The 15407-nt window shown below is 70.9% G+C and carries 12 protein-coding genes and 1 pseudogene; 9 read left to right on the forward strand and 4 right to left on the reverse strand.

Going from position 1 to position 15407, the window contains the following annotated elements; translation table 11 throughout:
- On the reverse strand, positions 1 to 356 hold a 356-nt coding region (locus tag G3I40_RS29250; RefSeq protein ID WP_164305535.1), incomplete at its 3' end, for an MFS transporter.
- Between the two features lie 116 nt (positions 357 to 472).
- Between G3I40_RS29250 and G3I40_RS29255 the strand changes: the two genes are divergently transcribed.
- Both G3I40_RS29255 and G3I40_RS29260 read left to right on the forward strand, forming a co-directional pair.
- Positions 473 to 781, forward strand: coding sequence for a helix-turn-helix domain-containing protein (locus tag G3I40_RS29255; protein WP_164305537.1), 309 nt, complete (start codon positions 473 to 475; stop codon positions 779 to 781).
- 50 nt (positions 782 to 831) lie between these two features.
- Positions 832 to 1353 (forward strand): hypothetical protein, encoded by a 522-nt coding sequence (locus G3I40_RS29260; protein ID WP_164305539.1) that lies wholly within the window; start codon positions 832 to 834, stop codon positions 1351 to 1353.
- Positions 1354 to 1412: 59 nt separating this feature from the next.
- Here the strand turns inward: G3I40_RS29260 and acnA are convergent, their stop codons facing one another.
- Positions 1413 to 4127 (reverse strand): aconitate hydratase AcnA, encoded by a 2715-nt coding sequence (gene acnA / locus G3I40_RS29265; RefSeq protein WP_164305541.1) that lies wholly within the window; start codon positions 4125 to 4127, stop codon positions 1413 to 1415.
- A 732-nt stretch (positions 4128 to 4859) separates the two neighbouring features.
- Between acnA and G3I40_RS29270 the strand changes: the two genes are divergently transcribed.
- From G3I40_RS29270 to meaB, 5 genes are all read left to right on the forward strand, one after another.
- Complete coding sequence (locus G3I40_RS29270; RefSeq protein WP_164305543.1) at positions 4860 to 5057, forward strand: DUF4236 domain-containing protein; 198 nt, start codon at positions 4860 to 4862, stop codon at positions 5055 to 5057.
- Positions 5058 to 5130: 73 nt separating this feature from the next.
- The gene (locus tag G3I40_RS29275) at positions 5131 to 6660 is read left to right on the forward strand and encodes a UDP-N-acetylglucosamine 1-carboxyvinyltransferase (RefSeq protein WP_164305544.1); all 1530 of its coding nucleotides are present in this window, start codon (positions 5131 to 5133) and stop codon (positions 6658 to 6660) included.
- A gap of 147 nt (positions 6661 to 6807) precedes the next feature.
- Entirely contained in the window at positions 6808 to 8622 is a 1815-nt protein-coding gene (locus G3I40_RS29280) for a methylmalonyl-CoA mutase subunit beta (RefSeq protein WP_164305547.1), read from the forward strand.
- The gene (gene scpA / locus G3I40_RS29285; RefSeq protein ID WP_164305549.1) at positions 8619 to 10814 is read left to right on the forward strand and encodes a methylmalonyl-CoA mutase; all 2196 of its coding nucleotides are present in this window, start codon (positions 8619 to 8621) and stop codon (positions 10812 to 10814) included. Before G3I40_RS29280 ends, scpA begins: the two co-directional genes overlap by 4 nt.
- Positions 10815 to 10859: 45 nt before the next feature.
- Complete coding sequence (gene meaB, locus G3I40_RS29290) at positions 10860 to 11873, forward strand: methylmalonyl Co-A mutase-associated GTPase MeaB (RefSeq protein WP_164305551.1); 1014 nt, start codon at positions 10860 to 10862, stop codon at positions 11871 to 11873.
- Between the two features lie 13 nt (positions 11874 to 11886).
- Here meaB and G3I40_RS29295 read toward each other — a convergent pair whose 3' ends face one another.
- On the reverse strand, positions 11887 to 12291 hold the full coding sequence (locus G3I40_RS29295; RefSeq protein ID WP_164305553.1) for a RidA family protein: 405 nt from the start codon (positions 12289 to 12291) through the stop codon (positions 11887 to 11889).
- Positions 12288 to 13412: an acyl-CoA dehydrogenase family protein gene (locus tag G3I40_RS29300; protein ID WP_164305555.1), complete on the reverse strand. Its 1125-nt coding sequence runs from the start codon at positions 13410 to 13412 to the stop codon at positions 12288 to 12290. The genes G3I40_RS29295 and G3I40_RS29300 overlap by 4 nt, the downstream gene beginning before the upstream one ends.
- A 158-nt stretch (positions 13413 to 13570) precedes the next feature.
- Here G3I40_RS29300 and G3I40_RS29305 point away from each other — a divergent pair, with 158 nt between their 5' ends.
- Both G3I40_RS29305 and G3I40_RS47430 read left to right on the forward strand, forming a co-directional pair.
- On the forward strand, positions 13571 to 15208 hold the full coding sequence (locus G3I40_RS29305) for an AMP-binding protein (protein ID WP_164305557.1): 1638 nt from the start codon (positions 13571 to 13573) through the stop codon (positions 15206 to 15208).
- A 4-nt stretch (positions 15209 to 15212) separates the two neighbouring features.
- Positions 15213 to 15407 (forward strand): annotated as a pseudogene (locus tag G3I40_RS47430) (PaaX family transcriptional regulator); the annotation flags it as partial.

Consider the following 15407-nt stretch of genomic DNA (forward strand, 5'->3'; position numbering starts at 1 on the left):
CCGGCGAGGGCGCGGGCCGCGTCGAGCACCAGGGCGTCGCCCGCGAGGGCGCTCGCGGTGGCGGCGACGGCGAAGAGTGCGGCGCCCGCGCCGAAGACCCGTACCCGTCCCACGATGTCGGCGACGGAGCCCCAGACGAGGGTGCAGCAGGCGAAGGCGACGTTGAAGGCGTTCACGACCCACTGGAGCGCGGTGTCCGAGGCGCCCAGGTCGGTGCCGATGCCGGGGAGGGCGACGGCCGTGCCGGAGATCGACATGGGGACGACGAAGATGGCGAGGAGGACGGCGGCAAGCGTCAGGCCGCGTCGCCCCGGAGCCTCAACGGGCGTGGTCTGTTCGGCAGTTGATACGGACATGCGTGAGCGCCCCCGGCGGAGGTAGAGGTACGGATGAAGGTTCGGAATCGATCGAACCTGACCTTCGCACGACAGGAAGGTACGATGCAAGTAGAACCTGAGAGGAGTGAGCAGAGATGCCGGACGAGGACGGTCACCCCGCAGCGGCCGAGATGGACCTGCGCACGGTCCTGCACGCGCTCGCCGACCCCCTGCGGTTCGGCGTGATCGCCCGGTTCCTGAGAGAGCCGGCGGGCGCCGAGCGCACCTGTGCGTACTTCCAGCTGCCGGTGTCCAAGTCGACGACCTCGCACCACTTCAAGGTGATGCGCGAGGCGGGACTGATCCGCATGGTCGACCACGGCAACAGCCGCACGGCGGTGCTGCGGCGCGAGGAGTTGGACAAGAGGTTCCCGGGGCTGCTGGACCTGGTCGCCGCGGACTGAGGAGCGTCCCGGGTCTTGCCGCCAACTCCGGGCGGTGCAACGGTGATTACATGATTACAGCCGAACAGCACGAGGAGTTGCGCGGCTGGTTCGCCGGCCGTCTGCCCGAGGACCTCTTCGAGGGGACCGCCGACGTCACCGTGGACCGCGAGGAGATCACCGTCGTCGGGCGCATCGCCGAGCCGGAACTCGCGAAGGACGTCTCCGACGCGCAGCGGGCGGCCGCCGTCGAGGGCCGCGTCCAGGAGTTCCGGGAGCGCACCCGGGAGCAGCGCGTGGCGGTGGCGCGGGAGGCCGAGCACCGGTTCCGCCGGAAGGTGTCGTGGGGCGTGCGCTGCGGGGCCGAGGAGGCGCTGTTCACGCACGTGGCCGCGCCGGTGATGACGCGACTGCGGCAGCCCGAGCGCCAGGTGCTCGACACGCTCGTCGCCGGCGGCGTGGCCCGCAGCCGAAGTGACGCGCTGGCGTGGTGCGTTCGCCTCGTCGGGCGCAACGCGGACGACTGGCTCGGCGCACTGCGGCAGTCACTGGAGGAGGTGCGGCGCGTACGCGCGCAGGGTCCCGACGCATGACGAAGGGCCGCACCCCCGACGCTGCGGGGATGCGGCCCTCGACTGCCGCGCGCTGAAGCCTAGTTGCGGATCAGGTTGCGCAGCACGTACTGCATGATGCCGCCGTTGCGGTAGTAGTCCGCCTCACCGGGGGTGTCGATGCGGACGACCGCGTCGAACTCGACACCGGTGTCGGTGGTGACCTTGACCGTGCGCGGCGTGGTGCCGTTGTTGAGCTCCTCGACGCCGGTGAAGGAGAAGGTCTCCTCGCCGGTCAGGCCGAGGGTCTCGGCGGTCTGGCCCTCCGGGAACTGCAGCGGCAGGACGCCCATGCCGATGAGGTTCGAGCGGTGGATGCGCTCGTACGACTCGGCGATGACGGCCTTGACGCCGAGCAGCGCGGTGCCCTTGGCGGCCCAGTCGCGCGACGAACCCGAGCCGTACTCCTTGCCGGCCAGGATGGCCAGCGGGGTGCCCTGCTCGATGTAGTTGCGCGAGGCGTCGTAGATGAAGGAGACGGGGGCGTCGTCCTTCGTGAAGTCGCGGGTGTAGCCGCCCTCGGTGCCCGGCGCGATCTGGTTGCGCAGGCGGATGTTGGCGAACGTGCCGCGGATCATGACCTCGTGGTTGCCACGGCGCGAGCCGTAGGAGTTGAAGTCACGGCGCTCGACGCCGTGCTCCGTGAGGTACTTGCCGGCCGGGGTGTCGGCCTTGATGGCACCGGCGGGCGAGATGTGGTCCGTCGTCACCGAGTCGCCGAGCTTGGCGAGCACGCGGGCGCCCGTGATGTCGGAGACCGGGGTGGTCTCCATCGTCATGCCCTCGAAGTACGGGGGCTTGCGGACGTAGGTCGACTCGCTGTCCCACTCGAAGGTGTTGCCGGTCGGGATCGGCAGCGACTGCCACTGGGCGTCACCGGCGAACACGTCGGAGTAGGACTTGTTGAACATGTCCTCGCCGATGGAGTTGGCGACGACGTCGTTGACCTCGGCCTCGGTCGGCCAGATGTCGGCGAGGTGGACGGGCTTGCCGTCCTGGTCCACGCCGAGCGCGTCCTTCGTGATGTCGACCTTCATCGAACCGGCGAGGGCGTACGCGACGACCAGCGGCGGGGACGCCAGGTAGTTCATCTTGACGTCGGGGTTGATGCGGCCCTCGAAGTTCCGGTTGCCGGAGAGGACCGACGTCACGGCGAGGTCGTGGTCGTTGACGGCCTTCGAGACCTCCTCGGGCAGCGGGCCCGAGTTGCCGATGCAGGTGGTGCAGCCGTAGCCGACGAGGTTGAAGCCGACCTTGTCGAGGTAGGGGGTGAGCCCCGCCTTGTCGAAGTAGTCGGTGACGACCTTGGAGCCCGGGGCGAGGGTGGTCTTGACCCACGGCTTGCGGGTCAGGCCCTTCTCGACGGCCTTCTTCGCGACGAGCGCGGCGGCGACCATCACGTACGGGTTCGACGTGTTGGTGCAGGAGGTGATCGCGGCGACGGTGACGGCGCCGTGGTCGAGCTCGTACGTCGAGCCGTCGGGGGCGGTCACGGTGACCGGGTTCGACGGGACTCCGTTGGTGTGCGCCGGGGCGTCGGACGCCGGGAAGGACTCCTTGCCGGCCTCCTCGTCGTCGGCGACGTAGTTGCGCACGTCGACGGCGAACTGCTGCGCGGCGTTGGCGAGGACGATGCGATCCTGCGGGCGCTTGGGACCGGCGATCGACGGGACGACCGTGGAGAGGTCCAGCTCCAGCTTCTCGGAGAAGTCGGGCTCGGCGGCCGGGTCGAGCCAGAGGCCCTGCTCCTTGGCGTACGCCTCGACGAGCGCGACCTGCTGCTCGGAGCGGCCGGTCAGCTTCAGGTAGTTGATCGTCTCGCCGTCGATCGGGAAGATCGCGGCGGTCGAGCCGAACTCCGGCGACATGTTGCCGATGGTGGCGCGGTTCGCGAGGGAGGTGGCGGCGACGCCCTCGCCGTAGAACTCGACGAACTTGCCGACGACGCCGTGCTTGCGCAGCATCTCGGTGATCGTCAGCACCAGGTCGGTGGCGGTGGTGCCCGGCTTGAGCTCACCGGTCAGCTTGAAGCCGACGACGCGCGGGATGAGCATGGAGACCGGCTGGCCGAGCATCGCGGCCTCGGCCTCGATGCCGCCGACGCCCCAGCCCAGGACGCCCAGGCCGTTGACCATCGTGGTGTGCGAGTCGGTGCCGACCAGGGTGTCGGGGTAGGCCTGGCCGTTACGGACCATGACCGTACGGGCCAGGTGCTCGATGTTGACCTGGTGGACGATGCCGGTGCCCGGCGGGACGACCTTGAAGTCGTCGAACGCGGTCTGGCCCCAGCGCAGGAACTGGTAGCGCTCCTTGTTGCGGCCGTACTCCAGCTCGACGTTCTGGCCGAAGGCGTCCTTCGTGCCGAACTTGTCCGCGATGACGGAGTGGTCGATGACCAGCTCGGCCGGGGAGAGCGGGTTGACCTTGTCCGCGTCGCCGCCGAGCTCCTTGACGGCCTCACGCATGGTGGCGAGGTCGACGACACAGGGCACGCCGGTGAAGTCCTGCATGATCACGCGGGCCGGCGTGAACTGGATCTCCTGCGAGGGCTGGGCCTGGGAGTCCCAGCCGCCGATCGCACGGATGTGGTCGGCGGTGATGTTCGCGCCGTCCTCGGTGCGGAGCAGGTTCTCCAGAAGGACCTTGAGGCTGTAGGGAAGGCGAGCAGAGCCCTCGACCTTGTCCAGCCTGAAGATCTCGTACGACTCGTCGCCCACGCGCAGCGTGCTGCGGGCGTCGAAGCTGTTCGCCGACACGACAGTCTCCTTCATATATGTGCGCGTTCCACCACATCCTGCCGCCACGACGCGTTGCCGATCCGCTAAGGTAAGGCTAAGTTAGGTAACCCTTACCGGCCGACCGACGATGCCCTGCGGCTGCGGTACGCCTCGGCAGATATCTCGATGTCGAGATAACTCTAGTACATGACCCCTGCGCGCAACCAAGCGCGTACCCCTGCCATGTCCTATGTCACGTCTCTCCATCGTCGTACGCGACGCGGACGGACACCAGCGCTGGCACCGGCGGCTACGCGGGGGCCGGCGAGGGGCGCCCCTTCAGGCCCCCGTCGCCCGCACGGCCCAGCCCCTTCGCCACGGCCAGGGAGAAGGAGTGGCCGACGGTCGCACAGGCACGCCGCGGAGCGAGGTGCCGGCCGTCTCGCCCTTCGGTAGCCGGGTGCGCCTGCTGGAGGCCGTGTCGTCCGGAGGCGGCCCCACCGGACAGCTCGCGGGCGGCGGCCTCAAGGGTGGACTCCGCGTTCGGCCCGTTCCCGGGTCGTTGCCCTGCCGGTTCTCGCCGCCGTTGCCCGTGCCGCAGTCGATCAACAGGGCGCCGGAACGGGCCGGTTGGGCCGGCGGGAAAAGGCCCCGATCGCGCCCGCCCCCTCCCCGGGCCGGTGGCGCACGCCGGGCCGGAGCCGTGATTGCTCTCGACTGATCGGGACGCGGCGGGGTATCCGGAGGGCACGCCACGGAAGGAATCCCCTCATGCCGCTCACATTCCGCAAGAGCTTCCGAATCCTGCCGGGAGTGCGTCTCAACATCAACCGCAAGTCGTGGTCGGTCACGACCAAGGGTCCGGGCGGCACGCGCCACACGCGCAGCAGCACCGGCCGCAGCACGACGTCCAAGGACCTGCCGGGCCCCTTCGGCTGGCGCCGGACCAAGACGAGCAAGCGTCACTGAGGCCCCGTCAAGGGGGTTCGCCCACTTGGACCCCCCGACATGCGTCATCTCATATCTGAGATAGCCTGCCGCTATGGCAGACGACTACCTCGTACGCATCGGCAAGCTCATCCGCGACGCCCGTCAGCACCGGGGCTGGACGCAGACGCAGCTTGCCGAGGCGCTCGGCACCAGCCAGAGCGCCGTGAACCGCATCGAGCGCGGAAACCAAAACATCAGTCTTGAGATGATCGCCCGAATTGGCGAAGCCCTGGACAGTGAGATCGTCTCTCTGGGCTACGCCGGTCCGATGCACCTGCGGGTGGTCGGCGGTCGCCGCCTGTCCGGCTCGATCGACGTCAAGACGAGCAAGAACGCGTGCGTGGCACTGCTGTGCGCATCGCTGCTCAACAAGGGCCGCACGGTCCTGCGCCGGGTCGCCCGCATCGAGGAGGTCTACCGCCTCCTGGAGGTCCTCAACTCCATCGGCGTGCGCACCCGTTGGATCAACGAGGGCGTGGACCTGGAGATCGTGCCGCCCGCCGACATCGACATGGGCGCCATCGACGCGGAGGCGGCCCGCCGCACCCGCTCGATCATCATGTTCCTCGGCCCGCTGCTGCACCGCATGGACCGCTTCAAGCTGCCGTACGCGGGCGGCTGCGACCTCGGCACCCGCACGATCGAGCCGCACATGATCGCGCTGCGCCGGTTCGGCCTGGACATCACGGCCACCGAGGGGCTCTACCACGCCGAGGTGCAGCCGGACGTCGCGCCGGACCGCCCGATCGTGCTGACCGAGCGCGGCGACACCGTGACCGAGAACGCGCTGCTGGCCGCGGCCCGCTCCGCCGGCACGACGGTGATCCGCAACGCCTCCTCGAACTACATGGTCCAGGACCTGTGCTTCTTCCTGGAGGCGCTCGGTGTCCGCGTCGAGGGCGTCGGCACGACGACCCTGACCGTGCACGGCGTGCCGCACATCGACGTCGACGTCGACTACTCGCCGTCCGAGGACCCGGTCGAGGCGATGAGCCTGCTGGCCGCCGCGGTCGTCACGGAGTCCGAGCTGACCGTCAGGCGCGTGCCGATCGAGTTCCTGGAGATCGAGCTGGCCGTCCTGGAGGAGATGGGGCTCGACCACGACCGGACCGCGGAGTACTTCGCCGACAACGGCCGCACGCGTCTCATCGACCTCACCGTGCGCCCCTCCAAGCTGGAGGCGCCGATCGACAAGATCCACCCGATGCCGTTCCCGGGCCTGAACATCGACAACGTCCCGTTCTTCGCGGCGATCGCCGCGGCCGCCCAGGGCAAGACCCTGATCCACGACTGGGTCTACGACAACCGGGCCATCTACCTCACCGACCTGAACCGGCTCGGCGGGCGGCTCCAACTCCTCGACCCGCACCGGGTGTTGGTGGAGGGTCCGACCCGCTGGCGGGCCGCCGAGATGATGTGCCCGCCGGCGCTGCGCCCGGCGGTCGTCGTCCTGCTCGCGATGATGGCGGCCGAGGGCACCTCGGTGCTGCGCAACGTGTACGTCATCAACCGCGGTTACGAGGATCTGGCGGAGCGGCTCAACTCCGTCGGGGCGCAGATCGAGACGTTCCGCGACATCTGATGCCCGGGTGATGCCCGAGGCACCGGGCGGCTCTCCTCCGTGCGAGAGCCGCCCGGCGGCTGACCGGGGTCGGCGGGCGTCGCGCACTCGGGTCCGCGCAAGGGCCGTCCTGCTGGCACTCTAGGGAGCCGCTCTAGCCTCCCGGGCATGACGGTTCTGCCTGACGACGAGTTCTCTTTGGCGGCCGAGTTTCCTGACGCGACGCATGAGCAGTGGCAGCACCTGGTCGCAGGTGTCCTGCGCAAGGCGGGCAAGGAAGTCTCGGCCGGCGAAGCGGAAGACGCCCTGTCCACCGCGGTGGAGGGCGAGTTGCGTACTCGGCCTCTGTATACCGCGCGCGACGACGTGCCGGATCCGGGGCTGCCGGGGTTCGCGCCGTTCGTGCGGAGCGGACGGGCGGCCGGGAATGCGGTGGGCGGCTGGGACGTACGCCAGCGGCACACCGTTCCGCCCGGCGAGGGGGAGGTCCTTGCCGATCTGGAGAACGGGGCGTCGTCCCTGTGGCTGACCGTCGGCGGGGCCGGCATCCCGCTCACCTCGCTGGGTGCGGCTCTGGAGGGGGTGTTCCTCGATCTGGCGCCGGTGGTGCTGGACGCGGGCCCCGACACCGAAGCCGCGGCGGCCGAACTGCTGGCCCTGTACGGCGAATTGGGCGTGGCGCCGGAGGCGGCGCGGGGGAATCTGGGCGGGGATCCGCTGGGTTTCGAGGCGCGTACCGGGCAGGCCTACGACCTTGCCCCGGTGGTGGAGCTGGCCGGGGCGTGCACGGCACGGTATCCGGGGCTGCGGGCGCTGACGGTCGATGCGCTGGCGTACCACGAGGCGGGCGGATCGGCGGCGCAGGAGCTGGGGGCGTCGCTGGCGACGGCTGTCGGCTATCTGCGGGCACTGGTGGCGGGCGGGCTGAGTGTGCAACAGGCCTGCGGGCAGCTGGAGTTCCGGTACGCGGCGAGTGCCGATCAGTTCCTGACGATCGCGAAGCTACGGGCCGCACGGCGGCTGTGGGCGCGGGTGGCGCAGGTGTGCGGGGCGCCGGGGGCGGGGGCGCAGGTGCAGCATGCGGTGACGTCGCCGGTGATGATGAGCCGGCGTGATCCGTGGGTGAACATGCTGCGGACCACGATCGCGACGCTGAGTGCGGGGGTGGGCGGCGCGGACGCGGTGACGGTGCTGCCTTTCGATGAGGCGCTGGGGCTGCCGGATGCGTTCGCCCGGCGGATCGCGCGGAACACGTCGACGATTCTGGTGGAGGAGTCGCATCTGGCGCGGGTGATCGACCCGGCCGGCGGCTCCTGGTACGTGGAACGGCTGACTGACGAACTCGCCCACGCCGCCTGGGAGTTCTTCCAGGAGATCGAGGCGGCGGGCGGGCAGGCGGCGGCGCTGCGGTCCGGGCTGGTGGGCGACCGTCTGGCGGCGACGTGGGCGGTGCGCAGCGCGCGGCTGGCGACACGGCGTGAACCCGTCACCGGGGTCAGCGAGTTCCCCGATCTCGCCGAGAGGCCGGTGGTACGTGAGCCGGCGCCTGCCCCGTTGCCGGGTGGGCTGCCGCGGGTGCGCCGGGACGAGGCGTTCGAGGTGCTGCGGGCCCGCTCGGACGCACATCTGGCCGCCACGGGCGCCAGGCCGCGGGTGTTCCTGGCGACGCTGGGCCCCGCCGCGGCGCATACCGCGCGGCTGACTTTCGCCGCCAACCTGTTCCAGGCCGGCGGGATCGAGCCCGTCACCGACGGCACCTTCGAGGACAGCGGAGCGAGCGAGGTCTGCCTGTGCTCCAGCGACGCCCTGTATGCCGAACTGGCGGAATCAGAAGCCGAGTCGGTGCGGTCGGCCGGTGCTTCGCATGTGTTCCTCGCCGGGCGTCCCGGCTCGTACGCCGGGGTCGACACCTACGTCTTCGCGGGCTGCGATGCCGTGGCCGTGCTGTCCACCACCCTTGACCGCATGGGAGTGTCCCGATGACCAGCCCTTCCGGACCCGCCGTCCCCGACTTCTCCGGGGTCGATCTGGGAACCCCCGCTCACGGCCCGGGTCTTGATGAGTGGCGTGACGCCGTCAAGCAGGCCGCTGACGGTGACGACTTGCTGTGGGAGACCCCCGAAGGCATCACGGTCAAGCCTCTCTACACCGGCCACGACCTGGAAGGGCTGGACTTCCTCGACACCCGTCCCGGTCTCGCCCCGTTCCTGCGGGGCCCGTATCCGACGATGTACGTGAACCAGCCGTGGACGATCCGCCAGTACGCGGGGTTCTCCACCGCCCAGGAGTCCAACGCCTTCTACCGCCGTAACCTCGCCGCCGGGCAGAAGGGCCTGTCGATCGCGTTCGACCTGCCCACCCACCGCGGCTACGACAGCGACCATCCCCGCGTCACCGGCGACGTCGGCATGGCGGGCGTCGCCATCGACTCCATCCTCGACATGCGCCAGCTCTTCGACGGCATCCCCCTCGACAAGATGACCGTCTCCATGACCATGAACGGCGCCGTCCTGCCGGTCCTCGCCCTCTACATCGTCGCCGCCGAGGAACAGGGCGTGCCGCCGCAGAAACTGGCCGGGACCATCCAGAACGACATCCTCAAGGAGTTCATGGTCCGCAACACCTACATCTACCCGCCGAAGCCGTCGATGCGGATCATCTCCGACATCTTCGCCTACACCTCCCAGCACATGCCCCGCTACAACTCGATCTCCATCTCCGGCTACCACATCCAGGAAGCCGGCGCGACCGCCGACCTCGAACTCGCCTACACCCTCGCCGACGGCGTCGAATACCTGCGCGCCGGACGCCAGGCGGGCCTCGACATCGACGCGTTCGCCCCCCGCCTGTCCTTCTTCTGGGGCATCGGCATGAACTTCTTCATGGAGATCGCCAAGCTCCGCGCCGCCCGCCTGCTCTGGGCGAAACTCGTCAACCAGTTCCACCCGCAGAACCCCAAATCGCTGTCCCTGCGCACCCATTCCCAGACCTCCGGCTGGTCCCTGACCGCCCAGGACGTCTACAACAACGTCACCCGCACCTGCGTGGAGGCCATGGCCGCCACCCAGGGCCACACCCAGTCCCTGCACACCAACGCCCTGGACGAAGCCCTCGCCCTGCCCACCGACTTCTCCGCCCGCATCGCCCGCAACACCCAGCTCCTGCTCCAGCAGGAATCCGGCACCACCCGTGTCATCGACCCCTGGGGCGGCAGCGCCTACATCGAAAAGCTCACCCACGACCTCGCCCGCCGCGCCTGGCAGCACATCCAGGAAGTCGAGACCGCGGGCGGCATGGCCCAGGCCATCAACGCCGGCATCCCCAAACTCCGCGTCGAGGAAGCCGCCGCCCGCACCCAGGCACGCATCGACTCCGGACGCCAGCCCGTCATCGGCGTCAACAAATACCGCGTCACCACCGACGCCCACGTCGACGTCCTCGCCGTCGACAACACCTCCGTACGCACGCAGCAACTCGCCAAGCTCCAGCGGCTGCGCGCGGACCGCGACGACGCGGCCTGCCGGCACGCCCTCGACGCACTGACCCGCGCGGCCGGAGGCGACGGCAACCTCCTTGAGCTGGCCGTGCGGGCGGCCCGCGCGCACGCCACCGTCGGCGAGATCTCCTCCGCCCTGGAAAAGGTCTACCAACGCCACTCCGGGCAGATCCGTACGCTCTCCGGCGTCTACCGCAACGAGACCGGCCCCACCCCCCGCCTGGACCGCACCCGCACCCGCATCGACGCCTTCGCCGAGGCCGAAGGCCGCCGCCCCCGCATCCTCGTCGCCAAAATGGGTCAGGACGGCCACGACCGCGGCCAGAAGGTCATCGCCACCGCCTTCGCCGACCTCGGCTTCGACGTCGACGTCGGTCCCCTCTTCCAGACCCCCGACGAAGTCGCCCGCCAAGCCGTCGAGGCCGACGTCCACATCGTCGGCGTCTCCTCCCTCGCCGCCGGACACCTCACGCTCGTGCCCGCACTGCGCCACGCCCTCACCCACGAAGGACGCGGCGATATCATGATCGTCGTCGGCGGCGTCATCCCCCCGCACGACATCCCCACGCTCCTCGACATGGGCGCCGCCGCCGTCTTCCCACCCGGCACCGTCATCCCCGACGCCGCCCACGACCTCATCGAACGTCTCGCGGCCGACCTCGGCCACGACACCCTCTGAACGCCATGGCCCTCGATCTCGACACCTACGTCAGCCGGTGAGCACATGCCCCTGGACCTCGACACCTACGTCAAGGGCGTCCTCGACAACAACCGGGCCCTGGTCGCCCGCGCGATCACCCTCGTCGAGTCCACCCGCCCCCACCACCGCGCCCTCGCACAACGCCTCCTCACCGCGCTGCTCCCCCACAGCGGACACGCCCGGCGCATCGGCATCACCGGCGTCCCCGGCGTCGGCAAATCCACCTTCATCGACGCGTTCGGCACCCACCTCATCGACCGCGGACATCACGTCGCCGTCCTCGCCGTCGACCCCTCCTCCACCCGCACTCACGGCTCCATCCTCGGCGACAAGACCCGCATGGAACGCCTCGCCGCCCACCCCCACGCCTTCATCCGCCCCTCCCCCAGCGCAGGCACCCTGGGCGGTGTCGCCAAAGCCACCCGCGAATCCATCATCATCATGGAAGCCGCGGGCCACGACGTGGTCCTCGTCGAAACCGTCGGCGTCGGACAGTCCGAGACCACCGTCGCCGACATGGTCGACACCTTCCTCCTGCTCACCCTCGCCCGCACCGGCGACCAGCTCCAAGGCATCAAGAAAGGCGTCCTCGAACTCGCCGACCTCATCGCCGTCAACAAGGCGGACGGCCCCCACGAACCCGACGCCCGCGCCGCAGCCCGCGAACTCACCCACGCCCTGCGCCTGCTCCACCACGCCCACACCGACCCCGGCACGGGGGCCGACGCCGCCTGGACGCCGCCCGTCCTCACCTGCAGCGCCCAGAACGGCACCGGCCTCGACACCCTCCGAGAACGCCTCGAAGCCCACCACACCCACCTGGACACCACCGGCCGACTCACCACCCGCCGCCGCGACCAGCAAGTCGACTGGACCTGGACCATGGTCCACGACACCCTCCTCGACCACCTCCACGCGCACCCCGCCGTCCGCGCCCTCGCCCCCGCCCTCGAACAGCACGTCAAGGACGGCACCCTCACCCCGGCCCTCGCCGCCGAACAGATCCTCACCGCCTTCCGCGACGACACCCGGGCGTAGGCCGCCGGTCGTCTCAGGGCAGGACCGCTGTGCCGTCCAGTTCGACCAGTGCCTGTTCGTCCCAGAGGCGGCTGACACCGATCACCGCCATCGCCGGATAGTCGCGTCCCGCCAACTCCCGCCAGATGCGGCCGAGTTCACCGGCGTGGGTCCGGTAGTCCGAGACGTCCGTCGCGTAGACCGTGACGCGCGCGAGGTCGGCCGGGGTGCCGCCCGCGTGCCGCAGGGCGGTGAGCAGGTTCGTCAGGGCGCGGGTGAACTGCGCGGGCAGGGTCGCGCCGACGACTTTTCCGTCGGCGTCCAGGGAGGTCTGGCCGGCCAGCAGGACCAGGCGGCTCCCGGTGGCGACGACGGCGTGCGAGAAACCGGTGGGCGGGGAGAGCTCGGGCGGGTTCACCCGGTGGAGGTCAGGGTTCATCCTGCGGTCTCCTTGTACAACTCGCGGGCGATGATGGCGCGTTGGACCTCGGTGGCACCCTCGTAGATGCGGGGTGCGCGTACTTCGCGGTAGAGGTGCTCCAGGAGGTGGCCGCGGCGCAGCGCCCGCGCCCCGTGCAACTGGACCGCTGCGTCGACGACTTGCTGTGCCGTCTCGGTCGCGAGGAGCTTCGCCATCGCGGCCCGGCGGGGCACCCCGTCCGCGCCCTCGTCGTACGCGGATGCTGCCGCGTACACCATCAGGCGGGCCGACTCGACGCGTACCGCCATGTCCGCGACCTGGTGGGCGACGGTCTGGAGGTCCTTCAACGTACCGCCGAACGCCTCCCGTTCGGCGGTGTGCGCGAGCGTCGCGTCGAGGGCCGCCTGCGCCATGCCGACGGCGAACGCGCCGACGCTGGGCCGGAACAGGTTCAGGGTGTGCATGGCGACCCGGAACCCGCCGCCGGTCTCGCCGAGCACGTCGTCCGCGGTCACCGGTACGCCGTCGAAGGCGAGGGAGCCGATGGGGTGCGGGGAGAGCATGTCGAGAGGCGCTCCGGTCAGGCCCGGCCGGTCGGCGGGGACCAGGAAGGCGGTGACGCCGCGGGCTGCGGAACCGGCCCCGCCCGTGCGGGCGAAGACGGTGTAGAAGTCGGCCTCCGGCGCGTTCGAGATCCAGCACTTCTCGCCGGTCAGCCGCCAGCCCGCCGTGTCCTCGTCGGCGCGCAGGGCAAGGGCGGCGGCGTCCGACCCGGCGCCCGGCTCGCTCAGCGCGAACGCGGCGACCGCCCGGCCCGCCCCCACCTCGGGCAGCCACCGCTCGCGCTGCTCCTTCGTGCCGTGGGCGTGCACGGGGTGCGCCCCGAGCCCTTGTAGTGCGAGGGCGGTCTCCGCCTCGGTGCAGACGCGGGCCAGCGACTCCCGCATCAGGCAGAGGTCGAGCGCGCCGGACGTGAACAGGCGCTCCAGCAGGCCGAGTTCACCGAGGGCCGCGACGAGCGGGCGGTTGACGCGGCCCGGTTCGCCCTTGTCGGCCAGCGGGGCGAGCCGCTGCCCGGCGAGCGTGCGCAGCTCGGCACACCAGGCGAGCCGGTCGGGTGCGAGCGAGAAAGTCCCCATGTACCGGTGCTCCTCTCCGGGCGGACGGCCGGGCCGGCCACCTCTCCCACGGAACCGTATCGCGCCCCGTTGACTGTCGTCACCATCACGATACGCTCGATGCGCGACCACGCCATGGCATGCGAGCCGGGCACGGCACCGGCAAGGGGGCGCCCCAGATGACCCTGCACCCGTCCGCCCACACCGACACCTTCGCGCGCGACCATCTGCCGCCCGCCGACCTGTGGCCGCGCCTCGCCTTCGACCTGCCCGAGGTGCACTATCCGCAGCGGCTCAACTGCGGCGCCGAGCTGCTCGACGCGACGGTGCGCCGCCACGGCGCGGACCGGCCCGCCTTCCACGCCCCCGGTCAACCCTCGTGGTCGTACGGCGAGTTGCAGGCGACGGTGGACCGCATCGCGCACGTCCTGACCGAGGACCTCGGGGTGGTGCCCGGCAACCGGATACTGCTGCGCGGCCCCACCACCCCGCAGCTGGCGGCCTGTTGGCTCGCCGTGATGAAGGCGGGCGGCATCGCCGTGACCGTGCTCGCGCAGTCGCGGCCGGCCGAGCTGGCGACGATGTGCGAGATCGCGCAGGTGCGGCACGCGCTGTGCGACGCACGGTCGGTGGACGATCTGGTGAAGGCGGAGGCGCCGGGGCTGCGGATCACCCCGTTCGGCGGCGAGGGGCCCGACGACCTGCTGCACCGGGCCGCCCGGAAGCCGTCGTCCTACGAGGCCGTGGCGACCGCCGACGACGACGTGGCCCTGATCGCCTTCACCTCGGGGACGACCGGACGCCCCAAGGGCTGCATGCACTTCCACCGGGACGTCCTCGCCATCGCCGACACGTTCGCACGACACGTCCTGCGGCCGACGCCGGACGACGTGTTCACGGGCAGTCCGCCGCTGGGCTTCACGTTCGGGCTCGGTGGTCTCGTGGTGTTCCCGCTGCGCGCCGGCGCCTCCGCGCTGCTCCTCGAACAGGCGGGCCCGCGCCAGCTGTTGCCCGCGATCTCCGCGTACGGGGTCTCGGTGCTGTTCACCGCGCCGACGGCGTACCGGGCGATGCTCGCGGAGCCCGGCCGCCACGACCTGTCCTCCCTGCGGCGCTGCGTCTCCGCCGGGGAGAACCTGCCCGCCGCCACCTGGCACGCCTGGCAGGAGGCGACCGGACTGCGGATCATCAACGGCATCGGCGCCACCGAACTGCTGCACATCTTCATCTCCGCCGCCGACGACGCGATCCGGCCGGGCGCGACGGGCCGCGCGGTGCCCGGCTGGCAGGCCCGGATCATCGACGCCGACGGCGCCGAACTCCCGGACGGGGAACCGGGGTTGCTCGCCGTGCGCGGCCCGGTCGGCTGCCGCTATCTCGCCGACGAGCGGCAGACGACGTACGTGCGCCACGGCTGGAACGTCACCGGCGACACCTACGTCCGCGACCCCGACGGCTACTTCCGCTACGTCGCCCGCGCCGACGACATGATCATTTCCGCCGGGTACAATATCCCCGGCCCCGAGGTGGAGGACGCGCTCCTTCACCACCCGGACGTCACGGAGGCGGCGGTCGTCGGGCGGCCCGACGAGGCGCGCGGCTCCGTCGTGGTCGCGTACGTGGTGCTGCGGCAAGGGGCGCGCCGGGACCCGGAGGGGCTGCGGGAGTTCGTGAAGGCGGAGCTGGTGCCGTACAAGTGCCCGCGGGAGATCGTCTTCCTGGACGCGCTGCCGCGCACGGCCACCGGCAAGCTCCAGCGGTTCCGGCTGCGGGAGCCTGCGCCACCGGCTGCGGATGCGCCCCGAACCGTACAGTGATCACGTGTCCGAGCAGATCCCGCACCCCCGCCACCCCCACACCCCGCGCTCCCTCATCGTCACGCTGTACGGGGCCTACGGGCGCGGCTTCCCGGGCCCCGTCCCGGTCGCCGAACTGATCCGGCTGCTCGGCGCCGCCGGGGTCGACGCGCCGTCGGTGCGCTCGGCGGTGTCGCGGCTGAAGCGGCGCGGGCTGCTG

Source organism: Streptomyces sp. SID14478, from assembly GCF_010548525.1.
In the GTDB taxonomy this organism is placed as follows: Bacteria; Actinomycetota; Actinomycetes; order Streptomycetales; family Streptomycetaceae; genus Streptomyces.

Coding starts and splice junctions, on each gene's coding strand:
- G3I40_RS29255 (WP_164305537.1), top strand. CDS start 473: ATGCCGGACGAGGACGGTCACCCCGCAGCGGCCGAGATGGACCTGCGC.
- G3I40_RS29260 (WP_164305539.1), top strand. CDS start 832: ATGATTACAGCCGAACAGCACGAGGAGTTGCGCGGCTGGTTCGCCGGC.
- G3I40_RS29270 (WP_164305543.1), top strand. CDS start 4,860: ATGCCGCTCACATTCCGCAAGAGCTTCCGAATCCTGCCGGGAGTGCGT.
- G3I40_RS29275 (WP_164305544.1), top strand. CDS start 5,131: ATGGCAGACGACTACCTCGTACGCATCGGCAAGCTCATCCGCGACGCC.
- G3I40_RS29280 (WP_164305547.1), top strand. CDS start 6,808: ATGACGGTTCTGCCTGACGACGAGTTCTCTTTGGCGGCCGAGTTTCCT.
- scpA (WP_164305549.1), top strand. CDS start 8,619: ATGACCAGCCCTTCCGGACCCGCCGTCCCCGACTTCTCCGGGGTCGAT.
- meaB (WP_164305551.1), top strand. CDS start 10,860: ATGCCCCTGGACCTCGACACCTACGTCAAGGGCGTCCTCGACAACAAC.
- G3I40_RS29295 (WP_164305553.1), bottom strand. CDS start 12,291: ATGAACCCTGACCTCCACCGGGTGAACCCGCCCGAGCTCTCCCCGCCC.
- G3I40_RS29300 (WP_164305555.1), bottom strand. CDS start 13,412: ATGGGGACTTTCTCGCTCGCACCCGACCGGCTCGCCTGGTGTGCCGAG.
- G3I40_RS29305 (WP_164305557.1), top strand. CDS start 13,571: ATGACCCTGCACCCGTCCGCCCACACCGACACCTTCGCGCGCGACCAT.